General features: G+C 60.4%; 20 protein-coding genes. 12 read left to right on the top strand and 8 right to left on the bottom strand.

Annotated features, from left to right (window positions below):
* Positions 1 to 45: 45 nt before the first annotated feature.
* Complete coding sequence (locus CER19_RS26955; RefSeq protein ID WP_116668606.1) at positions 46 to 1,362, bottom strand: OprD family porin; 1,317 nt, start codon at positions 1,360 to 1,362, stop codon at positions 46 to 48.
* Between the two features lie 407 nt (positions 1,363 to 1,769).
* Here CER19_RS26955 and CER19_RS26950 point away from each other — a divergent pair, with 407 nt between their 5' ends.
* Positions 1,770 to 3,845, top strand: coding sequence for a TonB-dependent siderophore receptor (locus tag CER19_RS26950; protein ID WP_116668605.1), 2,076 nt, complete (start codon positions 1,770 to 1,772; stop codon positions 3,843 to 3,845).
* Between the two features lie 265 nt (positions 3,846 to 4,110).
* Here CER19_RS26950 and CER19_RS26945 read toward each other — a convergent pair whose 3' ends face one another.
* The 3 genes from CER19_RS26945 to CER19_RS26935 form a co-directional block, all read right to left on the bottom strand.
* Positions 4,111 to 4,326 (bottom strand): hypothetical protein, encoded by a 216-nt coding sequence (locus tag CER19_RS26945; protein WP_116668604.1) that lies wholly within the window; start codon positions 4,324 to 4,326, stop codon positions 4,111 to 4,113.
* Positions 4,327 to 4,561: 235 nt separating this feature from the next.
* On the bottom strand, positions 4,562 to 5,668 hold the full coding sequence (aguA, locus tag CER19_RS26940; RefSeq protein WP_116668603.1) for an agmatine deiminase: 1,107 nt from the start codon (positions 5,666 to 5,668) through the stop codon (positions 4,562 to 4,564).
* A 121-nt stretch (positions 5,669 to 5,789) separates the two neighbouring features.
* The gene (locus tag CER19_RS26935; protein WP_116668602.1) at positions 5,790 to 8,699 is read right to left on the bottom strand and encodes an aminotransferase; all 2,910 of its coding nucleotides are present in this window, start codon (positions 8,697 to 8,699) and stop codon (positions 5,790 to 5,792) included.
* A 151-nt stretch (positions 8,700 to 8,850) separates the two neighbouring features.
* Here CER19_RS26935 and rfbB point away from each other — a divergent pair, with 151 nt between their 5' ends.
* From rfbB to CER19_RS26900, 7 genes are read left to right on the top strand one after another with little or no spacing between them, the layout of a single operon-like run.
* Entirely contained in the window at positions 8,851 to 9,933 is a 1,083-nt protein-coding gene (rfbB, locus tag CER19_RS26930) for a dTDP-glucose 4,6-dehydratase (RefSeq protein ID WP_116668601.1), read from the top strand.
* Positions 9,930 to 10,805, top strand: a complete 876-nt coding sequence (gene rfbA / locus CER19_RS26925; protein WP_116668600.1) for a glucose-1-phosphate thymidylyltransferase RfbA — start codon at positions 9,930 to 9,932, stop codon at positions 10,803 to 10,805. Before rfbB ends, rfbA begins: the two co-directional genes overlap by 4 nt.
* Positions 10,802 to 11,347 (top strand): dTDP-4-dehydrorhamnose 3,5-epimerase, encoded by a 546-nt coding sequence (rfbC, locus tag CER19_RS26920; protein ID WP_116668599.1) that lies wholly within the window; start codon positions 10,802 to 10,804, stop codon positions 11,345 to 11,347. Before rfbA ends, rfbC begins: the two co-directional genes overlap by 4 nt.
* The gene (gene rfbD, locus CER19_RS26915; RefSeq protein WP_116668598.1) at positions 11,344 to 12,225 is read left to right on the top strand and encodes a dTDP-4-dehydrorhamnose reductase; all 882 of its coding nucleotides are present in this window, start codon (positions 11,344 to 11,346) and stop codon (positions 12,223 to 12,225) included. Before rfbC ends, rfbD begins: the two co-directional genes overlap by 4 nt.
* 34 nt (positions 12,226 to 12,259) lie before the next feature.
* Positions 12,260 to 14,068: an ATP-binding protein gene (locus CER19_RS26910; protein WP_116668597.1), complete on the top strand. Its 1,809-nt coding sequence runs from the start codon at positions 12,260 to 12,262 to the stop codon at positions 14,066 to 14,068.
* A complete protein-coding gene (locus CER19_RS26905) occupies positions 14,065 to 15,450 on the top strand; it encodes a sigma-54 dependent transcriptional regulator (RefSeq protein WP_116668596.1) in 1,386 nt (461 codons plus the stop codon). Before CER19_RS26910 ends, CER19_RS26905 begins: the two co-directional genes overlap by 4 nt.
* A 26-nt stretch (positions 15,451 to 15,476) precedes the next feature.
* Positions 15,477 to 15,932 (top strand): thioesterase domain-containing protein, encoded by a 456-nt coding sequence (locus tag CER19_RS26900; protein ID WP_116668621.1) that lies wholly within the window; start codon positions 15,477 to 15,479, stop codon positions 15,930 to 15,932.
* Positions 15,933 to 16,059: 127 nt separating this feature from the next.
* Here CER19_RS26900 and cysQ read toward each other — a convergent pair whose 3' ends face one another.
* Positions 16,060 to 16,896 (bottom strand): 3'(2'),5'-bisphosphate nucleotidase CysQ, encoded by an 837-nt coding sequence (gene cysQ / locus CER19_RS26895; RefSeq protein WP_116668595.1) that lies wholly within the window; start codon positions 16,894 to 16,896, stop codon positions 16,060 to 16,062.
* On the bottom strand, positions 16,893 to 17,459 hold the full coding sequence (gene nudE, locus CER19_RS26890) for an ADP compounds hydrolase NudE (RefSeq protein WP_116668594.1): 567 nt from the start codon (positions 17,457 to 17,459) through the stop codon (positions 16,893 to 16,895). Before nudE ends, cysQ begins: the two co-directional genes overlap by 4 nt.
* A gap of 87 nt (positions 17,460 to 17,546) precedes the next feature.
* On the opposite strand from nudE, the gene yrfG reads away from it, so the two are divergent.
* Positions 17,547 to 18,209 (top strand): GMP/IMP nucleotidase, encoded by a 663-nt coding sequence (yrfG, locus tag CER19_RS26885; RefSeq protein WP_116668593.1) that lies wholly within the window; start codon positions 17,547 to 17,549, stop codon positions 18,207 to 18,209.
* A gap of 69 nt (positions 18,210 to 18,278) precedes the next feature.
* On the opposite strand, the gene lysM is transcribed toward yrfG, so the two are convergent.
* The gene (gene lysM / locus CER19_RS26880) at positions 18,279 to 18,719 is read right to left on the bottom strand and encodes a peptidoglycan-binding protein LysM (RefSeq protein ID WP_116668592.1); all 441 of its coding nucleotides are present in this window, start codon (positions 18,717 to 18,719) and stop codon (positions 18,279 to 18,281) included.
* A 242-nt stretch (positions 18,720 to 18,961) separates the two neighbouring features.
* Between lysM and fdhD the strand changes: the two genes are divergently transcribed.
* The 3 genes from fdhD (at position 18,962) to CER19_RS26865 (ending at position 22,954) form a co-directional block, all read left to right on the top strand.
* On the top strand, positions 18,962 to 19,801 hold the full coding sequence (gene fdhD / locus CER19_RS26875) for a formate dehydrogenase accessory sulfurtransferase FdhD (protein ID WP_116668591.1): 840 nt from the start codon (positions 18,962 to 18,964) through the stop codon (positions 19,799 to 19,801).
* Positions 19,798 to 22,146 (top strand): FdhF/YdeP family oxidoreductase, encoded by a 2,349-nt coding sequence (locus CER19_RS26870; RefSeq protein ID WP_116668590.1) that lies wholly within the window; start codon positions 19,798 to 19,800, stop codon positions 22,144 to 22,146. Before fdhD ends, CER19_RS26870 begins: the two co-directional genes overlap by 4 nt.
* 325 nt (positions 22,147 to 22,471) lie before the next feature.
* A complete protein-coding gene (locus tag CER19_RS26865; RefSeq protein WP_014716482.1) occupies positions 22,472 to 22,954 on the top strand; it encodes a glycine zipper domain-containing protein in 483 nt (160 codons plus the stop codon).
* Between the two features lie 146 nt (positions 22,955 to 23,100).
* Here CER19_RS26865 and CER19_RS26860 read toward each other — a convergent pair whose 3' ends face one another.
* Positions 23,101 to 23,532 (bottom strand): thioesterase family protein, encoded by a 432-nt coding sequence (locus CER19_RS26860; protein WP_116668589.1) that lies wholly within the window; start codon positions 23,530 to 23,532, stop codon positions 23,101 to 23,103.
* Positions 23,533 to 23,538: the final 6 nt, after the last annotated feature.

Raw genomic sequence — 23,538 nt, 5'->3', positions numbered from 1 at the left:
GTCGGGGTTTTTTATTGCCTGGCATCAGGCCCGACACTCGATCAATTAGAAAACGTTGATCGGGTAGTCGGCGAACAGACGGATTTCGTTACCGCCAGTGTTGTATTTGCTGGCGTTGTCGGAAACGCGCAACCACGAGGCGCGAGCACGCAGGCTCAGGTCTTTGGCTGGGCCGCTCTGTACCACGTACTTGAACTGGTTCCAGATTTCACGCTCGGTGCCATCGCCACGGCCGCTGCCGTCGTCGATGTTGGTACCACGCACATAGGCGATGTTGTAGGTCAGGCCCGGTACGCCGAAGGTGGCGAAGTCGATGCCGTAACCTGCTTGCCAGGAGCGCTCGTCCTTCCCGTTGAAGTCGGACCAGTAGGAGTTGGCCAGCAAGATGGTATTGCCGCCGTCGCCGATGCCGCCAGCGTTGCGGTAGCCGCCGTACAGGTAGCCGGTGTCACCGGTGCTGCGCTGGTGAGCGAGGGTGAAGCTGTGCGCGCCAACGGCCCAGGTAGCGCCCAGGCTCCAGATCTTGTTGTCGCGAGCGTCCGCATCACCTTGGTTTTCCAGGGCGAAGCTGCGGTCGAGCTTGGTTTTGTAGCCGTTGAAGTCAAACGTCAGCGACTGCTTCTCTGGCAGGGCCAGCACGTAGTTGACGTTGACGTACTGCTTCTTCAGCACGTCCTGCATGTCGGAGGCATACAGGGCCGCCGACAGGCTTTCGGTGAATTTGTAGCTACCACCAATGTAGTCGATGCTTTTCAGGCGGCCGCTGTCGGTGCCTTCCATGCTCTTGCGCGCTTCTTTGGTGAAGTGACCCGCGTCCAGTTGCAGACCGGCGATCTCTTTGGAGACGATCGACGTACCGGTGTAGGTTTCCGACAACAGGCGGGAGTTGTCGTACTGCAGCACAGGTACAGCCGGGAACTGGTCGCCGTACTTGAGTACGGTGTTGGAAACGCGGAACTTCACGGCAGCGCCGCCTTTGGCCAGGTCGTGTGGTGCCGAGCCTGGGTTTCGCTGGCCGTTGTCATCAACAGTGCCGTTGCCCTGCTTGAAGAAGTCGATGCCGCCGGCGCCAGCGCGACCTTTACCACCGTCCAGGCGGATAGCGTATTGACCAATCACATCCACACCCACACCGACGGTGCCTTGGGTGAAGCCGGACTCGAACTTGCCGATGAAGCCTTGGCCCCATTCGGCTTTGTCCTTCTCGCCATTTTTTTTGTCACGGCTGATGTAGGCGTTACGTGCTGCGATGTTCAGGTGGCTGTCTTCAACAAACCCCTTGGATTGCTCCTGGTCGTTTGCCATTGCTGTCGATGCGCTCAAAATCCCCAGAGCGATCAGACTCATCCGTTGCTTCAACATATTCTTATATTCCTTATTACGGGTTGAGTACGCGCTGTGACACCAGGCTCCTGTTGCTTTTCTGGTGTCGACCTTGCCAGCAAAAAGAAGGCCCGCGGACGACTGAACTGCCGCGGGCCTTTTTTATTTGGATTAGTCATGGTGGTTAGCCACAGGCGTTGGGCGCAATCCTATGCGGGCGTTGAACTATGTGTCAATTTCGTGAATCGTCTGTATTTAGGCGATATTCGTCTAAGCGACGAGGTGAAGCGCGGCGATGAAAGTCTGAAAAGCGCCTTGAATCCCTTTCAAAACACATTAAGTAACAAATCCGACACGATGCGCATTAGGGAATAGATAACGCGCGCAAATGCAAAGCATTACCATTCGCGCACAATTTTCCTGCCACATCATTTGGATACACTCCCATGCCTGCCCCTCGCCTGACGCCCCTCTCTCTTGGGCTCTCTGTTCTGCTGTCTGCCGGTTTTGCCGGTGCGGCCACGGTCCTGCCCGAAACCTCGATCAGTGTGGAAGCAGACGAAGACGACCCACGGGTCAAGGAGACCAGCACCGCCACACGTACCGTGACGGCTGTTCGCTATGTGCCCCAGGCGATCGACTCAGTCAAAACCGAAAGCCTGCGCTCCTATGGCACCAACGACCTGGGCCAGGCCTTGAGCGGTATCCCCAACGTCAGCAGCGGCGCCGACACACGCTTCGACAGCCTGCGCATACGCGGTTTCGACGCCAGCAATGACTTCTATCTGGACGGCATTCGCGACGACAGCCAGTACGTGCGCGACCTGCACAACATCGAGCGTATCGAAGTGCTCAAGGGCCCGGCCGCCGTGCTGTACGGGCGAGGTGGCCAGGGCGGTATCGTCAACCGCGTAAGCAAATTGCCCACCCCGGGCCATAAGTCGAGTATCGAAGCCCAAGGTGGCAGCAACGATCTGCGTAGCTTGTATGCCGACCTGAGCGCCGACCCGAGCGACACCATCAGCCTGCGCCTGAACATGGGCAACCAGGACAACAACAGCTTTCGCGATGGCGTCAGCGGCAACCGCCAGTTGTTCGCGCCGTCGATGAGCTGGCAGCTCACTCCAGAGCTGAACTGGCTGGTGCAATACGAATACAGCCGCTACAACCGCACCCCAGACCGTGGCATTCCTGGCGTCAACGGGCGCCCGGCGGACGTGAGCCGCAGCACTACTTACTTTGATAATGGCGATTACATCGACGATAAGTCCCAGTCCCTGCGTTCCAAACTCGCCTACGAGCTCAACGCCGACTGGCAGCTGCGCCACACCCTTGGCGTGTTCAAGCTCGACAGCGATTTCGACAATACCTACCAGACCGGCTATGACCCGAAAACCAACACCGTCACCCGCCAGCACTGGCAGCAGGACCTGACCACCCGCAACGTGTTCAACAACCTGGAGCTGGAAGGCGGTTTCGACACCTTCGGCCTGGAACACCGCCTGCTCACCGGTATTGAGCTGGGCAGCCAGCGCCGCGATCCGAAGCTGTACTCCGCTCGGGATGGCAAGACGGTGCCGAGCCTGGACCTCAACCAACCCAATCGCCGCCTGAGCCATACCGGGAGCATGCGACTGTCGAGTAACAACCACACCGAAGTCGAAAGCCGCGCCCTGTACGTGCAGGACCAACTGCGCCTGAATGACCAATGGCAACTGCTGGGCGGGCTGCGCTACGACCGTTTCGAAGTAGACACCACCAACAAGCTGCTCGACATCCAACAGAACGTGAAAAGCCACAGCACCAGCCCACGCGTTGGCCTGGTGTGGACGCCCCTTGAGCACCACTCGTTCTATGCCTCGTGGAGCAAGACCTTCTCACCAGCAGGCGGCGGCCTGATCGGCATCACGCCGAACGCCACCGGCAACGTCAACGACCTGAGCCCGGAGCTGACCAAGCAAAAGGAAATCGGGGTGAAAAGCGATTGGTTCGACGAACGCCTGAGCACCACCCTGGCCGTGTACGAACTGGAACTCTACAACCGCCGCACCAGCGACCCGCTGGACCGCACCATTACCCTGCTCACCGGCGAGCAACGCTCACGCGGCGTGGAGCTGACCGCCACCGGCAAGATCGTCGACAACTGGTATGTGCGCGGCGGCGTAGGCCTGCAGGACGCCAAGGTCGAGAAGGACAACAACGGCTTTGAGGGCAAACGGATCAGCGATGTGGCCAAGCGCAATGCCAGCCTGTTCATCACCTGGAAGCCGGAGATGGGCTGGTACGCGGAAACCGGTTTGACCCTGGTGGGTGATCGTTATGCCGACAACCTCAACACCGTGGTGTTGCCGGGTTATGGCCGCTGGGACGCGCTGGCCGGGTTCCGTCAAAAAGAATGGGACGTGCGGGCGGCACTGAACAATATCGCCGATAAAAACTACTACGCCTCGGCGACCAGTGCGGCGCAGATTCAACCGGGCGAGCCGCGAAGCCTGGTGGTCACCGGTACCTACAGCTTCTGACACTCCTCATGTGAAACAAAGCTTGTGTAGGCGCTGGCTTGACTGCGATGGCGGTGGGCCAGCGCCCTCTCTGTCGGCTGATAGGCCGCTATCGCAGGCAAGCCAGCTCCCACACTGGTCAGGTATTGCATATAAAACCAGCGCCTGGCGCAGATCCCTGTGGGAGCGGGCTTGCTCGCGAAAGCGGTGTGCCAGTCACTGAATATTTAACTGAACCACCGCCATCGCAGGCAAGCCAGCTCCCACAGTTGGTTTTAGGTGTTCTTTAGTTGCTCATCAACTCGCACAACGCCTGCACTTCGTCCTCCGTGAACAACCCCAACGGGTAGCGCTCACTCATCACGCTGCGCAAATCAGGCACTTGCCTGACCTGTCGCGAGCCGTTTGCCTTTAACCAAAGCGCCAGCGCATGGATCGCGTCACCGTCGACCCGCAAAGGGTGGAACGTACGCGTGTTCATCAGGTGGACATCGGCATTCATTTCAGCGCTCTCTCCTGCTGCGTGAGCGGCTAACTTACTCAAGGTTTGTGACAGAACTGCGCGGTCATCCCCCTTGGGCCACTGTAACTACAGCGATACAAGAGCTATGCCAATGTGCCGTGTTCACCGGGATACAGGCATGAAAAAGCCCGCGACTGGGCTGGGTCGCGGGCTTGCGGTGAACACTGCAAAGGCGCAGTGCTCGTACGCCATCAAGGCGCTGTTACAACTGCACTCACTTTCGTTGCGGGGCTGGCTGCTGTTGGGTCAGGCAATGGATATTGCCCCCACCCAGTAACAGTTCGCGGCCCGGCACCATCACCACTTCATGCTGTGGGAAGAGGTTCTGCAGGATTTGCTTGGCCTGGTCGTCCAACGGGTCATCGAAGCTCGGCGCGATGATGCCGCCGTTGACGATCAGAAAGTTGACGTAGGACCCGGCCAACCGCACGGTCGGATTACGCTCCTGGCTACCGTCAACAAGGTCTACCCCGGCGCATTCCTCCTCAGTGGCATACAGCGGACCCGGGATCGGCATTTTATGCACAATGAACGAGCGGCCCTGAGCATCGGTGCTGCTTTGCAGCACGTCCAAGGCTGCGTGGCAGCGTGGGTAGTTCGGGTCTTGCGGGTCATCGGTCCAGGCCAATAGCACTTCGCCCGGGCGCACGTAGCAGCAGAAGTTATCCACATGGCCGTCGGTTTCGTCGTTGAACAGGCCATCCGGCAACCAGATGATCTTATCCACAGCCAGGTTATCGCTGAGCACGGCCTCAATAGCCGCACGATCAAGGTGCGGGTTGCGGTTGCGGTTCAACAGGCATTCTTCGGTGGTGATCAGGGTGCCTTCGCCGTCGACATGAATCGAACCGCCTTCAAGCACGAAGCCTTCAGTGCGGTAACGCGGTGCGCGCTCCATCTCGAGGATCTTGCCTCCCACTTGGGAATCGCGGTTCCACGGTGCATACAGGCCGCCGTCAAAACCACCCCAGGCGTTGAAGTCCCAGTTCACACCCCGGACTTCACCACTGCCGTTGATCACGAAAGTCGGGCCGGTGTCGCGAACCCAGGCGTCGTCATTGGACATTTCCACCAGGCGGATGTTGGGCACGTCCAGGCGGGCGCGGGCGTTTTCATACTGGCTGGCGGAAACCGCGACGGTCACCGGCTCAAAACGTGCGATGGCCTTGGCCACCGCCACATGGGCCGCCTGCGCAGGCTTGCCGCCCAGGCGCCAGTTGTCTGGACGCTCTGGCCAGATCATCCAGGTTTGGGTCTGAGGCGCCCATTCGGCAGGCATGTGAAAGCCATCGGCGCGAGGTGTGCTGTGCAAGGTGGTCATGGCGATCAGGGCTCCGAATGGGGTGAAGGGCAACTTTATAATGGATAAAAATCGGCTTTAACAGACTAAAAACATGATAGGTGCTCGGGTCTGCAAAAAATAGCCGATAACAATCGATAAATCACAGTTGCTCATCCAGCACTTTCGACAGCATGTCCACAAAGAAGTCCACGCTGCGTCTGGACGTCACCATCGGCGGCTTGATTTTGAGGATATTCAGATAATCACCGGTAGGCTGCATGAAAATCCCCAGCTCCCGCAGCCGGTCACATAACAAGCCGGTTTCTGCAGTCGCAGGTTCCAGGGTATGGCGATCACGCACCAGTTCAAGGCCCAGATAGAAGCCCGAACCGTGCACGGCACCGACGAGTGGGTGGCGATCGATCAATTCCTCCAGTCGTGCCTTGAAATGCCCGCCTACCACTTGGGCGTTTTCCCACAGTTTTTCCTCTTCCATCACGTCCAGTACTGCCATGCCGATCCGGCAGCTGACCGGGCTGCCTCCCGATGACGAGAAGAAGTAACCCTCGGCCTCCAGTGCCTCGGCAATCTCTCGGCGGGTAATCACTGCGCCCAACGGCTGGCCGTTGCCCATGCCTTTGGCCATGGTAATGATGTCAGGCACCACACCCTGCTGTTCAAACCCCCAGAAGAAATGCCCCATGCGGCCGTAACCCACCTGCACTTCATCGGCGATGCACACGCCACCCTGGGCACGCACCAAGCCATACACCTGCTGCAGGTAACCCGCTGGCAGGGATATGCCGCCGGCATTGCCGTACACCGGTTCACAGATAAACCCGGCCAGTTGACGCTGGCTCGCGGCGATTTTCGCCAGGTTATGCTCCACACTTCGTACATAGTCCGGCGCGCTGTCCGGCCCGCGGAATTCACCGCGGTAGGTATTGGGCGCGGTCACCGGGTGTACCCAATCCGGGCGGCTGCTCAAGGCCTGGGGGTTATCAGCAATCGAGGTGGACACGGCATCCGCCGCCACCGACCAACCGTGATAAGCCTCCAGCACGCTGAGCATGTCGCGCCCGCCGCTGTAGGCCCAGGCCAGGCGAATCGCCAGGTCATTGGCTTCGGTGCCACTGTTGACCAGGAACACCCGGTCCATGCCCTCCGGCGCCAACGCCAGCAGGCGCTCGGAGAACTCGGCAATCGCCGCATAGTGAAACCGCGAGTTGGTGTTAAGCAACGACCACTGCCGCGCCGCCACCTCAGCCATGCGCGGGTGGCCATGGCCCAGCACGGCCACGTTGTTGAGCATGTCGAGGTAGGATCGGCCCTGCATATCAATCAGGTGGTTGCGCCAGCCGCGCTCGATACGCGGCGGGTCGGCGTAGTAGTGTTTCTGGGAGCGGGCGAAGCTGGCATCCCGCCGGGCCAGCAGGGCCTCTGAGTCCAGTTCCGGCTCAGCATCACAGGCCAGGCCCAACAGCGCCGAGGGTGACGGGCACAACGCCTGCCACGCCAACGCCCGGGAAGGTGTGCAGAACAGCGGTGGCTCAAGGTCGGCGCGGCATAACTGCACAGTCAACGGTGCCTGAACCTCGCCCAGCACCTGCCCTTTGACCAGCGTTGCGCCGGGCTTGAGTGATGTTCGAACACCCCACAGGCGCAGGCTCAGATCACTGTCGTGCAAGCACAGCAAGCCGTCGGCACCTTCGCGCAGCGTTCCCGCAAAGGGCGCCTCCAGAACCGTGCCGTGAGGCAGGTGCAGTTCGACATGCAGGGGGAAGGTCTCGGGCTCTAGCGCACTGTCGGGGCGGGTGCGCGACAAGCGGTATTGCCCATAACGACTGGCCGCCAGCCCATGCACCGTCGCCGCTTGATCCAGCAAGCGCCGATCTATGCCAGGGGTCTCCCAATTGCCAGCCTCGAAATGCGGGCTGAGTACGCCCAGGTCGATCAGCGCAAACTCGCGGCCCACCAAGCCTGGCAATAAAGGCGCGAAGTCTTGGTTGGCGACGGGCGGTAATGTTTTGCCGACGCTGCGCAGAATCGCCGCTTGCATGAGTTCAAAGGACACCGACGTGGCGATATGGAAGATTTCCCACTCGTGTTCGGCGTTTTTCTTGAGATAAGCATTATCCGGGTCCAGGCGTTGCTGCTGCTCGCTGCTGAGCACCAACACCGCCGCGCGAGCGACGATCAACGGCCACAACACCTCCAACTCTTCGCGCTGCAACGGCGTGACCGCGTGGCAGGCCTGGATCGCCGGCAAGAGGGCAAACGGATCACCGTCGGCATGGTGCAACAGCGCCGCGCAGGTCACCGACAGGTCGGCAATCCTCCAGGTACGCACCAGATCGCCAAAATCGATCACGCCTTGAATACGCCAGTGCCGCTGGTCATCACGCTGCCACACCACATTGTCATCGGTGATGTCCATGTGCACCGCTTGCCACGGCAGGTGTGCCGCCAACGGCTGGACATGCGCCTCGACCTGCCTGGCCACCTGCTCCAGAGCAGCACGCTGCGGCAGGTCGGGCAAGGTTGCCAGCAGGTGGGTGATCAATGCCTGCGCGTGGCGCGGGTCCCATTGCAGGGTGCGCTCCAGGCCAGGATGCTCGAAATCTGCCAGCGCGAGGCTCATCTGCCCGCACAGCTCACCAAAGCCTCCGATCACGGTGCGGCTCAGGCGGGGCAAATGCGTCAGGGGTTGGCCGTCGATGTAGTCCAATAGCCGCAGGTGCAGGGTTTGGCCATCGACGTTGACCGTCAGCAGCTCCTCGCCCTCCACGGTCTGGATGACCTTGGGCACGCGCAAGCCGGGGTGCGTGCCCAGGCTGGTGAGGGCCGCGTGCTGGGCCTGGAGTTCAACCGCGGCGTAGTCACCTCGGCAGATTTTCAGAACGAAGCGGCCCCGCGTGCTGTCAATTCTGTAGTTAAGGTCTTGTTGACTGCCCAATGAGCGTAATTTGCCCGTCATTCCATAATGTCGCTCGAGCAGGTGTGCTGCCTGCTCGGGGGTTACTTGTGGGCAAGGCAAGCTGGCACGGTGGGTCAACGTGGCTAACGACATTGTGACGACCTTTGTTTTTTCAGACGTCTATATCGCCATTGTTATGTGGCGTTAATCAACCCCTTCTGCTCACGGTGCTTGCGCCGGCCCGATTCACAACTCAAGCTATGCTACTTTCGCCCAGTGTCCGTCTAAGGAAAAGGCCCTCGACATGCGCATTCTCATCACCGGCGGTGCCGGATTTATTGGCTCGGCCCTGATCCGGCACTTGATTCAACACACTGAGCATGAAGTGCTCAACCTGGACAAGCTGACTTACGCCGGCAACCTTGAGTCGCTGACCAGCATCGCGTCCAACAGCCGCTATGAGTTTGTCCAGGCCGATATCATCGACCAGGCCACCGTCAGCGCCGTGCTCGCACGCTTCGAACCCGATGCGATCATGCATTTGGCGGCCGAGTCCCATGTCGACCGCTCCATTGACGGTCCGTCGGATTTTATCCAAACCAACATCGTCGGCACCTACAGCCTGCTGGAAGCCACGCGAGCCTATTGGCAGAAGCTGGCAGAGCCGGCAAAAAGCGCGTTCCGTTTCCACCACATCTCCACTGATGAGGTGTATGGCGACCTGCACGGCGTGGACGACCTCTTCACCGAGACCACGCCCTACGCGCCGAGCTCGCCTTATTCCGCGAGCAAGGCAGCGTCCGACCACTTGGTACGCGCCTGGCAGCGCACCTATGGCCTGCCGGTGCTGTTGACCAACTGCTCGAACAATTACGGGCCGTTCCACTTCCCCGAAAAATTGATCCCGCTGGTGATTCTCAATGCCCTGGCGGGCAAGCCACTGCCGGTGTATGGCGATGGTCTGCAGGTGCGTGACTGGCTGTTCGTCGAGGATCACGCCCGTGCACTGCTCAAAGTGGTGACCACTGGGGTTGTGGGCGAGACCTACAATATCGGCGGCCACAACGAACAGAAGAACATCGACGTGGTACGTGGCATCTGCGCCCTGTTGGAAGAATTGGCCCCCCAACGCCCGGCGGGCGTGGAAAAATTCACTGACCTGATCACCTTCGTCAAGGATCGCCCAGGCCACGACCAACGCTACGCCATCGACGCCAGCAAAATCGAACGCGAACTGGGCTGGGTCCCGGAAGAAACCTTCGAGACCGGCCTGCGCAAAACCGTGCAGTGGTACCTCGATAACCTGGAATGGTGCCGCAGGGTCCAGGACGGCAGTTATCAAGGTGAGCGATTGGGCAATACTGACGTGAAGGATTTGATCGCATGATGAAGGGAATTGTATTGGCCGGCGGTTCCGGCACGCGTTTGCACCCTATTACCCTGGGCGTGTCCAAACAATTGTTGCCGGTGTATGACAAGCCGATGATCTACTACCCGATCTCGGTACTGATGCTGGCGGGGATCAAGGACATCCTGGTGATCTCCACGCCAGTGGACTTGCCGCAATACCAGAACCTGCTGGGCGATGGCAGCCAGTTCGGCGTGCGCTTCACCTACGCGGAGCAGCCTTCGCCGGATGGCTTGGCCCAGGCGTTTATCATCGGCGAAGAATTCATTGGTAATGACCCTGTGTGCTTGATCCTGGGAGATAACATCTTCCACGGCCAGCATTTCGGCGATCAACTGCGCACTGCGGCCGAACGCCCCTCAGGCGCTACCGTGTTCGGTTACTGGGTCAAAGACCCTGAGCGTTTCGGTGTAATTGACTTTGATAGTGAAGGCCGCGCCCTGTCCATCGAAGAAAAACCGGCTAAGCCTAAGTCCCACTACGCGGTGACCGGCCTGTACTTCTACGACAACGACGTGATCAAGATCGCCAAGGCGGTCAAGCCTTCGCCACGCGGCGAACTGGAGATCACCGACGTCAACAATGCCTACCTCCAGCGCGGCGATCTGCACGTTGAACGCTTCGGCCGTGGTTTCGCCTGGCTCGACACCGGCACCCATGACAGCCTGCTGGAAGCCTCGACCTACGTTCAGACCATCGAGCATCGCCAAGGCTTGAAAGTGGCCTGCCTGGAAGAGATCGCGTATGAAAACGGCTGGATCAATCGTGACTATCTGCTGGAACGGGCCAAGTACTTTGGCAAGACCGGCTATGGTCAGTACTTGTACTCTCTCGCTGGGAATCCTAAATGAATGTGAACGCCACTGAACTGCCCGGTGTATTGATCATCGAGCCCAAGGTTTTTGGCGATGAACGTGGCTTTTTCTATGAAAGTTTCAACGCCCGGGATTTTGCTCAGGCCAGCGGTCTGCAACTGCAGTTTGTGCAGGACAACCACTCGCGCTCGCAAAAGGGCGTGCTGAGAGGCCTTCACTATCAGGTAGAACACGCCCAAGGGAAATTGGTGCGTGTGACCGCCGGAGAGGTACTGGACGTTGCGGTGGATATCCGCCGCAGTTCACCACATTTCGGCAAATGGGCCAGCGTGCGCCTATCGGCCGAAAATAACCGCCAGTTGTGGATTCCACCGGGCTTCGCCCACGGTTTTGTAGTACTCAGCGAATACGCTGAATTCCTCTACAAGACCACGGATTACTACACGCCGTCTGCGGAGCGGTGCATTCGCTGGGACGATCCTGAACTGGATATTGATTGGCAGTTGGCGGGTCCACCCACCTTGTCTGCTAAGGATCAAAACGGTAAAAACCTGAAAGACGCGGACCTGTTCCCGTGACAGTCGCCCTAAAAATCCTCATCGTCGGCCAACACGGCCAAGTCTCCCAGGAGCTGCAACAGCGGCTCCAGGGCCTGGGCGAACTTATCGTCCTGGGCAGCAAGCAACTTGACCTGGCAAACGCAGACCTTATCCGCCAACAAGTGCGCATCCATCGCCCTGGCCTGATCATCAACGCGGCGGCCCACACCGCCGTCGATCTGGCCGAGAGCGAACCGGACGCTGCGTTCGCAATCAACGCCATCGCCCCCGGCATCCTCGCCGAAGAAGCCAAGGCGCTGGGTATCCCGCTGATTCACTACTCGACCGACTACGTGTTCGACGGCAGCAAACCTGCCCCGTACACCGAAAGCGACACGCCCAACCCATTGGGTGTCTACGGCCAGAGCAAGCTGGCGGGTGAGCAGGCGATTGCGGCGGTAGGTGGCGAGTACCTGATCTTGCGTACCAGCTGGGTCTATTCGGGCCATGGCAAAAATTTCCTGCTGACCATGCAGCGCCTGCTGCAGGAAAAAGCGCAGATGCGCATCGTTGCCAACCAGATCGGTGCGCCGACCTGGGCCGGGACTATCGCCAACAGCACGCGTGTGTTGATCGAGCAATGGCAGGCCGGTAAGGCTGGGGAATGGGGTGTTTACCACCTCACTGCCCAGGGTGAAACCTCGTGGTTCGGTTTTGCCGAGGCGATTGGCGAGCAACTGCGCGCCGAAGGCAAGGCCTGCGCCGAGCTGGAACCGATTCCTTCCAGCGCCTACCCGACCCCCGCCAAGCGCCCGCTGAACTCGCGCCTGGACTGCACGCGCCTGCGACAGCAATGGCATGTCAGCCAGCCACAGTGGCAAGACGCATTGCACGAGTGTCTTGCACAGCAGCACTAGGCATAATGCGCCTGTACCCACAGGCGCGACTTCCATGACCCCACCCCTTGCGCGAAGACCCCGCTGGCGCAGCCTAGCCCTGCTGGCTCTGTGCCTGGCACCGCTGTTGTGGCCGCTGGAGCATTTGGCCGAGCGCTATTACCGCAGCGAACTCGCCGGCCAAAACCGCCAGACCCTCGACCTCTACGTCGCCAACTTGCTGGGCACCCTGCACCGCTACGAAATACTGCCGCAGATCCTCGGTGACTTGCCGGCCCTGCGTACTGCATTGGACGCTCCCCACGTCAGCACTCACCTGGTCAGCGCCAACCAGTTGCTCAAGGATGTCGCCGCCCAGGCAGGGGTGGAAGTGATGTACCTGATGGACACCACCGGCAAGACCCTCGCCGCGTCCAACTGGGACAAACAAGACAGCTTTGTCGGGCGCAACTTCTCCTTCCGTCCGTATTTCAGCGAAGCCATGGCCGGGCGCCTCGGCCGGTTCTTCGGCCTGGGCACCACCTCGGCCAAGCGCGGCTACTTCTTCGCCGCCGCGGTGCGTGACGGCGATACCGTCATCGGCGTGCTGGTGGTGAAGGTCGACCTGGACCACACCGAAAGCCTGTGGGGCAATACCCCGGAACAATTGCTGGTCACCGACCACAACGGCGTGGTGATCCTCACTTCGCGCCCGCAATGGCGATTCCGCGCCACTCGGCCACTGACCGCCGAAGAACGCCAGGCCATCATTGCCATCCAGCCCTACCCTACCCGTGACCCGCAGCCACTGAGCCTCAGCAGCAGCGCCTGGCTGCGCCAATCCACAGCCATCGCAGAAACCGGCTGGAACGTGGAAATCCTCGCGCCGCGCTCGCTGATCAACCGTCCGGTGCGCACGGTCGTCGCCGTGGGCGGCGCCACCTTATTGGTGCTGATGCTGTTGCTGGGGTTACTGATGCAGCGCCGCCGGCACTATCTGGAACGCATCGCCTTCGAAGCCAAGGCTCGCCGCGAGTTGGAAATGCGCGTGGCCGAGCGTACCAGCGACCTGGAGGGCCTTAACCGGCGCCTTAAACAGGAAGTGCTGGAGCGCGAGCATGCCCAGCAAGAACTGGTGCGCGCCCAGGACGATTTGGTCCAGGCCGGTAAGCTCTCGGCGCTGGGCACCATGTCGGCGAGTATCAGCCATGAATTGAATCAGCCACTGGCGGCGATTCGCAGCTATGCCGAAAACGCCGAGATCCTGCTCGATCATGAGCGCACCAACGACGCCCGCGGCAACCTCAAGCTGATCAGCGAATTGACCGGGCGCATGGCCTCGATCATCGCCCACCTGCGCGCATTCGCCCGTCGCGACCGGCATGCGCCGGAGAGCGTGGCCCTGCAACCGGCACTGGATGATGCCCTGGCGTTGTTGGCCAAGCGGCGGCGTTCGATGGAAGTGGAACTGATCCGCGACCTGCCGGAGGCAACCCTGTGGGTGCAGGCCGGTGAAACCCGCCTGCGCCAAGTGCTGGGTAACTTGCTGGCCAATGCCCTGGACGCCCTCACCGAAAAAGGCCCGCCACGCAGACTCTGGCTGAGTGCCGAAACCACGCCGCAGGGCGTCAACCTGTACATTCGCGACAACGGCCCGGGCTTTTGCATGGAAGCCCTGGGCCGCGCCAGCGAGCCGTTCTACACCACCAAAACGCGCACCCAGGGCCTGGGCCTGGGCCTGGCGATCTGCGACACGCTGATGCGCGCCTTTGGCGGCGAACTGTTGTTCGCCAACCACAAGGAAGGCGGCGCGCTGTTAACCTTGAAATTACGTGCCGGCTCGCCGGGCGTCAGTCTGCAACCGTCCGAGGACCGCAGTGTATGAGTATCGACAACTCGATTCAGGTGGTATTGATCGACGACGATCCACACCTGCGTCAGGCCCTGTGCCAGACCTTGGACCTGGCCGGCCTGAAAGTCCTGCCCCTGGGCGAAGCCAACGGGCTCACTGCACGCCTGTCCCGCGACTGGCCGGGCGTGGTGGTCAGCGACATCCGCATGCCCGGCATGGACGGCCTGGAATTGTTGGCCGAACTGCACGGACAGGACCCCGATCTGCCGGTGCTGCTGATCACCGGCCACGGCGATGTACCGCTGGCGGTGCAGGCCATGCGTGCCGGCGCCTATGACTTCCTGGAAAAACCCTTCGCCAGCGACGCGCTGCTCGACAGCGTGCGCCGTGCCCTGGCCCTACGCCGGCTGGTGCTGGACAACCGCAGCCTGCGCCTGGCCCTCAGCGACCGCCAGCAACTGAGCACGCGCCTGGTAGGGCACTCGCCACAGATGTTGCGCCTGCGCGAGCAAATCGGTGCGCTGGCCGCGACCAAGGCCGATGTGCTGATCCTCGGCGAAACCGGGGCGGGTAAGGAGGTCGTCGCCCGCGCCCTGCACGACCTCTCAAGCCGACGCAGCGGCCCGTTTGTGGCGATCAACGCCGGGGCACTGGCGGAATCGGTGGTGGAAAGCGAACTGTTCGGCCATGAACCCGGCGCGTTTACCGGCGCGCAAAAGCGCCGCATCGGCAAGTTCGAGTTTGCCAATGGCGGCACGCTGTTTCTGGATGAAATTGAAAGCATGAGCCTGGATGTACAGGTCAAGTTGCTGCGCCTTTTACAGGAGCGCGTAGTCGAACGCCTGGGTGGCAATCAGCTGATCCCGCTGGATATACGCATTATCGCCGCCACCAAGGAAGATCTGCGCCAGGCCGCCGACCAGGGCCGTTTCCGTGCCGACTTGTATTACCGCCTCAATGTGGCGCCGTTGCGCATTCCGCCCCTGCGTGAGCGGGGTGAGGATGCGCTGATGCTGTTCCAGCACTTCGCCGACGAGGCCAGCAGCCGCCACGGCCTGCCCTTGCACGAACTGCAACCGGGCCAGCGCGCGCTGTTGCTGCGCCACAGCTGGCCGGGCAATGTGCGGGAACTGCAAAACGCCGCGGAGCGTTTCGCCCTCGGCCTGGAGTTGGCCCTGGATACCGCCCAGGACCATCCCGCCGCCGGCGTGCTGACCTCCACGCCTGGCGGCCTGAGCGAGCAAGTCGAACAGTTCGAAAAAAGTCTGATCGCTGCCGAACTGACCCGCCCCCACAGCTCCGTACGCAGCCTCGCCGAAGCGTTGGGCGTGCCGCGCAAAACCTTGCACGACAAACTGCGCAAACACGGCCTGAACTTCGCCGACAGTGCCAACCAGAGCGCCGATGACGAATGACATCGTCCACCTACGAAGAGGCCGCCATGAGCCGCGATAGCCGTTACCTGGAATCCATCCTTCACCATGACATCCCACTCACCCGGGAAATGGGCCTCAGGGTGCTCGACTGGCAACACGACCAACTGCACCTGCCCCTGCCGTTGCAAGCCAATATCAACCACAAGAGCACCATGTTCGGCGGCAGCCTCTACTGCGGCGCCGTGCTGGCGGGTTGGGGTTGGCTGCACCTGAAGCTGCGTGAAGCCGGGATTGAGGACGGGCACATCGTGATTCAGGAAGGGCAGATCAGCTACCCGCTGCCGGTGACCCAGGACGCGACAGCCATTTGCGCGGCGCCGGATGAAAAGATTTGGAAGCGCTTTGTGGCGACCTATCAGCGCTACGGGCGGGCGCGGTTGGCGCTGGAGACGTGGATTGTGAATGAAGGCAGTGAAGAGCATGCCGTTGTCTTTACCGGCCAATACGTCCTGCACCGCTAGCAGCCATTACATAAAACAAATGTGGGAGCTGGCTTGCCTGCGATAGCGGTGGCTCAGCCAATACCTGTATGACTGACACTCCGCCATCGCGGGCAAGCCCGCTCCCACATTTTGCTTTGCAGTGATCTTAAGATCTAGCCAGGGTCAACAGCCGCTCACGCCACGCCGCCTTGGCCGGCAACGCCAGAAAGAACGGGTTCAGCAACGACTCCCGCGCCGGGTAGCTGAACGGCTTGCCATTCAACTCCAACACTTCGCCCCCCGCCCCTTCCAATACACCCTGGGCCGCTGCGGTATCCCACTGCGAGGTCGGCGCCAGGCGCGGATAACAATCGGCACTGCCCTCGGCTAATAAGCAAAACTTCAACGAGCTGCCGATATTCGCCAGTTTCAACTCACCCAAGCCCTCGCTCAAACCATCCAACAGACGCTCCTGCTCAGGGCTGGTGTGACGACGGCTGGCCACCACGGTAAAGGCTTCGCCCGCAGCCCTGGTCTGGCGCACTTGAATCTGCTTGGGCGCTGCATTGACATCCGACCGCCAAGCCCCCAGGCCCGCGCCGCCGAAGTAGCAACGGCCAGTGGTCGGTATCGACACCACGCCGAACACCACACGGCCCTGTTCGATCAATGCAATATTGACGGTGAATTCTTCACTGCCGGAAATGAATTCCTTGGTGCCATCCAGGGGGTCCACCAACCACCAGCGCTGCCAGCCGGCACGCACACTCTGATCGATATCGGCGTCCTCTTCAGACAACACTGGGATGCTTGGGTCCAGCGCGGTGAGGCCTGCGAGAATCAGATGGTGGGCAGCCAAGTCGGCAGCCGTCACGGGTGAATCGTCCGCCTTGGCGGTCACGGCTACATCGACACGCCAGTACGGCAGGATGGCTTCACCCGCCTGGCGCGCCAGTTCAATGACCGGGGCGATAAACGGGTGGCCTAAAAACAGTTCGCTCATGCGGTGAACGCTCCACGCTGGGTCAACAGGTCTCTCACCAGATACAACGCCGCCAGGGCGCGACCTTCGCTGAATTGCTCGTTTTGCGCCAACGCCGACAGCTCGCGCAGGTTGACCCGGTCTACCCGCATCGGTTCGGGCTCATCACCTTCAAGGCGCTCTTCATAAAGATCGGTAGCCAATACCACCTGGATTTTCTGGCTCATATAACCAGGCGACAATGACAGCTCGGTGATGTGCTCCAACTGCCGTGCGCCATAGCCGGCCTCTTCCTTGAGTTCGCGGTCTGCCGCCGCCAGCACGTCTTCGCCGGGCTCGATCAAGCCTTTGGGCAACGACAATTCATACTCGTCAGTGCCGCCGCAGTACTCTTCCACCAGCAATGCATGATCTTCATCGATCATCGCCACAATCATCACGGCCCCATAGCCTGTGCCGCGCCCGACAAGACGCTCGTAGGTGCGCTCAACGCCATTGGAAAAGCGCAGTTGCACTTCCTCCACGCGGAACAAACGGCTACTGGCGACTATTTCGCGGGCGAGGACAGTGGGTTTCTGGCGCATAAACGGCTCCTTGGCGTGATCGGGTTACTATACCGTGGCTTGTCCGATTGTCTGTGTCGGATATCTTTACTTACATGAGACCCCACCATGCCCTCTTTGCCCTGGCACGCCATCGACACCGTCCTGCTGGACATGGACGGCACCCTGCTCGACCTGCATTACGACAACCACTTCTGGATGGAGCACCTGCCCCAGCGCTACGCCGAACTTCACGGTGTGAGCCAGGCCATGGCCGAGATGGAGTTGCAACCGCTGTTTGAGCGTAACGCCGGACAGTTGCAATGGTATTGCCTGGATTTCTGGAGCGCCGAGCTCAAGATCCCGGTGCGCGAACTCAAGCTGGAGACCGCCCACCTGATTGCCCTGCGTCCGGATGCCGATACATTCCTGGCGGCGATCAAACAGGCCGGCAAGCGCGTGATCATGATCACCAACGCTCATCGTGATTCACTGTCATTGAAGTTGGAGCGCATTGAACTGGCGCCGTATTTCGAGCGATTGATCAGCTCTCACGACTACGGTTTTCCCAAGGAAAACCCGCAATTCTGGCAAGCCTTGCAAGCGGATATCCACTTTGACCCGGCCCGTAGCCTCTTTATAGATGACACTTTGCCGATCTTGCGCAGCGCCCGGGATTTCGGGGTCGGTCATTTGCTGGCAGTGAAGGAGCCTGATAGCAAGAAAGGACCAAAGGACACCGCAGAATTTTTAGCAGTGGGAGATTATCGAGAACTCATTGCCGGACTTTGAGCGAATGTGGGAGGGGGCAAGCCCTGATACCAACCTGTAGGAGCGAGCTTCCTCATTTTATCCTGCGTATTACTCAGGGATGCGCAGTGTCTGACCTGGGTAGATCTTGTCCGGGTGCGACAACAGTGGCTTGTTAGCCTCGAAGATCTTGTTGTACTTATTCGCGTCGCCATAAACCGTCTTAGAGATTGCGCTCAGGGTGTCGCCGCTTTTCACAACAACAAAGCGCGAAGCCACAACCACTGGACCGGATACTGTGATCTGGTCATCCACACTTGCCACGCCGGCAATGTTACCCAGCGCCAAGAGGATCTTCTCTTTCTCTTCCTGCGTGGCCACTTCACCGCTCACCGTGACCTTGTCGCCATCCACCGTGGTCTGCACGTTTGGATTACCCAGGCCCACCTTGCTCACATGCTCCTTCAACTGCTCACTCGCGTTCGCATTACCCGGCGTCAACAGGTCAACAATCTTTTCGCCGGCTTCTTTGATAAAGCTAAAAATACTCATGGTGCGTTCTCCTTGGGATTTAATTTCCAGATGCCCAAGACTAGACCAGTCCTGCCGACTTGGGTTCCAGACTGGCTAAAGACTCAAAAGTATCCAACTCACCCCTGCCTGGAATAAGCCCGACGAAAACGCGGGTGAACCTTGATCGACGCCCTCTATCAATAGATCAATACTGGCGATTAGACGTGACCCTTTGTCGCGCCTAGTCTAAACACTGATCAATCCGCCGGTGGTACTGCCCCATGAACGCCAAGCGCCCTCACTGCGCGGCGCCCGCTCTTGAATCGGCCGCGCCCGTCGCTAGCCAGAGCTATCACTATTGCAATCTTGAACACACGGAAGTCGCCAGCACTGCGCTGGCCGAAGAAGTGGCGTTGGCGATTGCCTATAACGATATCAGCCAGGCGGTGATGCTGGTGACGCCTACGGACCTGGAAGACTTCATTGTAGGTTTCAGCCTCGGCAGCGGCATTATCACCGACGTTAACGACATTTATGATCTGAAAATCAGCGGATCGGGCGCAGCCCAGTACGCTCAGGTACAGGTTTCCAGCCGTGCGTTCTGGAACCTCAAGCAGCAACGTCGCCAATTGGCGGGCACCAGCGGCTGCGGTCTATGTGGCGTTGAAGCGGTAGAGCAAGCATTGCCCGACCTCCAGGTACTGCCAGGCGCACCCTTGCCGCCCGCGCAGTGGCTCGATGGCCTGCGCCAGCGTATCAGCGCATTCCAACCCCTGGGCCAGCACAGCGGCGCCGTGCATGCGGCGGTTTTTATGGACAGCCAAGGCGAATTGCTGATGGGTCGCGAAGACATCGGTCGGCATAACGCCCTGGATAAATTGATTGGCGCGTTGATCCGCCAAAAGATTCCGACCGACGGCGGCCTGGCGATTGTTACCAGCCGCTGCAGCCTGGAATTGATTCAGAAAGTCTTGCGCGCGGGCATCCAGACCCTGGTCAGCCTGTCGTCGCCCACCGGCCTGGCCTTGCAATGGGCGCGCCGGCACAACCTCAACCTCATCCACCTGCCGCAAAAAAGCGCGCCACGGGTCTATAGCCCTGCGATGGAGCACCAGCCATGAGCCTTCACCACCAAGCCGACCAGACCCCGACCCCACGCTACAAGCCCTACAAAGGCCCAGCCGGTGGCTGGGGCGCCCTGATCAGCGTGGCGCAAGCCTGGCTGACCAGCGACAACGCCCTCAAAAACCTGCGCATGATGCTCAAGACCAATCAGAACGGCGGCTTCGACTGCCCGGGCTGCGCCTGGGGCGACTCGCCGGAAAGCGGCATGGTCAAGTTCTGCGAAAACGGCGCCAAGGCGGTCAACTGGGAGGCCACCAAGCGCCGCGTCGATGCGGCCTTCTTCGCCAAGCACAGCGTCACAGCGTTGCTGGAGCAAAGCGACTATTGGCTGGAATACCAGGGCCGCCTGACCGAGCCGATGCGCTATGACGCCGAGACCGATCGCTACACGCCCATCAGTTGGGAAGCCGCCTTCGACTTGGTCGGCAAGCACCTCAACGCACTGCCCAGCCCGAACATGGCCGAGTTCTACACCTCGGGCCGCGCCAGCAACGAAGCCGCCTACTTGTACCAGCTGTTTGTGCGCGCCTATGGCACCAACAACTTCCCGGACTGCTCGAACATGTGCCACGAAGCCAGCGGCGTAGCCTTGGCGCAGAGCGTGGGCGTGGGCAAAGGCACCGTGACCTTTGATGACTTCGAACATGCCGATGCCATTTTCGTCTGGGGCCAGAACCCCGGCACCAACCACCCACGCATGCTCGAGCCTCTGCGCGAAGCGGTGAAGCGCGGCGCCCAGGTGGTGTGTATCAACCCGCTGAAAGAGCGCGGCCTGGAGCGCTTCCAGCACCCCCAACATCCGCTGGAAATGCTCACCAACGGCGACAAGCCGACCAACACCGCCTACTTCCGCCCGGCGCTGGGTGGCGATATGGCGATCTTGCGTGGCATGGCTAAATTCCTGCTGCTGTGGGAACGCCAAGCCTTGGCCGAAGGCAAGGAAGCAGTGTTCGACCATGACTTCCTCAACGAACACACCGCCAACGTCCTGGAATACCTGGGCCAGATCGACGACACCTCCTGGGAGGAAATCGTCGAGCAGTCCGGCCTGACCCTGGTGGAGATCGAGCAAGCGGCGCGCATGTACGCCAAAGGCAAGAATGTGATCATGTGCTGGGCGATGGGGATAACCCAGCACCGCCACTCGGTGCCGACCATCCAGGAAATCGCCAACCTCATGTTGCTGCGCGGCAATATCGGCCGCCCAGGTGCCGGGCTGTGCCCAGTGCGCGGCCACAGTAACGTGCAGGGCGACCGCACCATGGGCATCAACGAACGCCCACCGGTAGCGTTTCTGGACGCGCTGGAGCGTCGTTTCCAGTTCCAGGTGCCGCGCGACAATGGCCATAACGTGGTGGAAGCGATTCACGCCATGCTTGAAGGCCGTTCCAAGGTCTTTATCGGCCTGGGCGGCAACTTTGCCCAAGCCACGCCAGACAGCACGCGCACCTTTGAAGCGCTGCGAAATTGCGACCTGACCGTGCAGATCAGCACCAAGCTCAACCGCAGCCACCTGATGCACGGTAAAGATGCGTTGATCCTGCCGTGCCTGGGCCGTACCGACATCGACATCCAGGCCGACGGCCCGCAAGCGGTGACAGTGGAAGACTCGTTCAGCATGGTTCACGGTTCCAACGGCCAACTGCAACCGCTGTCGAAACGGATGAAGTCCGAGCCGGCGATCCTGGCGGGCATTGCTGCCGCCACCCTGGGCAGCAAGCCCGTGGATTGGAACTGGCTGGTGGCCGACTATGGGCGCATCCGTGACCTGATCGCCGACACCATCCCAGGCTTCAAGGACTTCAACGAGAAGATCAAACATCCAGGTGGCTTCTATCTGGGCAATTCCGCCGGCGCACGCCGCTGGAACACTCCGTCCGGTCGCGCCAACTTCCGCCCGAACATCTTGCCCAAAGACCTGATCCACGAGCGCACCCACGCCACGGGCCGAGTGCCGGACCTGATCATGCAGTCGATGCGCTCCCACGATCAGTACAACACCACTATTTATGGCCTGGACGACCGTTATCGCGGGGTCAAAGGCCAGCGTGACGTGCTGTTCGTCAACGAAGCCGACATCATCCGCCTGGGCTTCAAGCCGGGGCAGAAGGCAGACATCGTGTCGCTGTGGGAAGACGGTCGTGAGCGCCGCGTGAAGGGCTTTACGCTGCTGGCATTTGATATTCCGGCGGGGCAGGCAGCGGCCTACTACCCGGAAGTGAACCCGTTGGTGCCATTGGAAAGCACTGGCGACGGTAGCCATACGCCGACGTCTAAGTTTGTTGCGATTCGTTTGGAGGCGGCGAGTGATACTGGGTTGATCATGGCGCGCTCGGCCTGACTCGATCCGAGATGTGTGTTGCTTGAACTACCGCTTTCGCGGGCAAGCCCGCTCCCACATTTGAAATGCATTCCAAGTGTGGGAGCGGGCTTGCCCGCGAAGAGGCCAGCACAAGCACCGCACATTCGGCAGGCACAAAAAAGGCCGCTTTTGCATAAAAGCGGCCCTTCCGAAGTAACTAAAGACCCGTAAAAATGACTTAAGTTCCCCATACAAAACAGTAACTTAGCAAATTGTATACAACCTCTGCCGCCGGTCGGATTTCGATTGTCAGCGCCTCGATACAACCTCAGGATCGCGCCGTCATCCCTTGAGGTTTCCCTGAATGAAGTTCTCCTCGATTCTCTTGTTGTCCCTTGGCCTGGTCAGTGGCGCAGCCATGGCAGGCGGCACCACCGAAGCCGGTGTAGGCGGCGCATTGGGTGGGGTTCTAGGTTCCGTTGTCGGCCAGCAGTTGGGCGGCAATACCGGTTCGACCATTGGCGCGGCCCTGGGCGGCGCAGGTGGTAGCGCGGTCGGCGCCGACAAACGTAGCCGTGGCGAAGCCGCCATCGGTGGCGCACTGGGCGCAGCCGGCGGTAACGTCGTAGGGCGCAGCGTTGGCGGCAGCACCGGCGCACTGATCGGCTCCGCGGCCGGCGGTGGCGCGGGCGGCGCGCTAGGCAACTACATGGGTAACGAAAGTGATCGCGACAACCGCCATTACCGCGATCGCGACCGTGACGATCGTCGCTACTACCGCGATGGCCACCCAGGCCGCGGCCATGCCTATGGGCATCGCAAGAACAAGCATCGTTATCGCGACTGATAAACACGCGCTCTGACGAACACATCCGATGTGGGAGCCGGGCTTGCCCGCGAGAGCAGTGAATCAGGTTTAGACGTACTGCCTGATACTGCGCCATCGCGGGCAAGCCCGGCTCCCACATTTGGTCCGGGTTGCTTGTAGGTGCCTCAAACCACCAAGCGCTGCATCGCTTCGCGCAACATCGCCGGAATCGGCACTGGCTGGTTCGACGCTCGGTCCACAAACACATGGACAAAGCGCCCCGCCGCACACGCCTCCTGCTCGCCCGCCTTGAATACCGCCAGCTCATACTGCACCGAGCTATTGCCCAGCTTGCCCACCCGCAGGCCGACCTCAATGCGCTCGGGAAAAGCAATCGAGGCAAAGTAATCGCAGGCCGAACTCACCACAAACCCCACCACCTCACCGTCATGAATATCCAGCCCACCCTGTTCGATCAGGTAGGTATTAACGGCTGTGTCGAAGAAGCTGTAGTAGGTGACGTTATTCACATGGCCGTAGGCATCGTTGTCGTGCCAACGCGTGGTAATCGGTTGGAAGTGGCGGTAGTCGTCGCGCACAGGCGTTGAGTCAGGCATCGGCAA

The organism is Pseudomonas sp. GL93 (genome assembly GCF_003408955.1).
GTDB lineage: Bacteria > Pseudomonadota > Gammaproteobacteria > Pseudomonadales > Pseudomonadaceae > Aquipseudomonas > Aquipseudomonas paracarnis.
The sequence above is the reverse complement of the archived record's forward strand: the minus strand, read 5'-3'. Positions and strand labels throughout refer to the sequence as shown.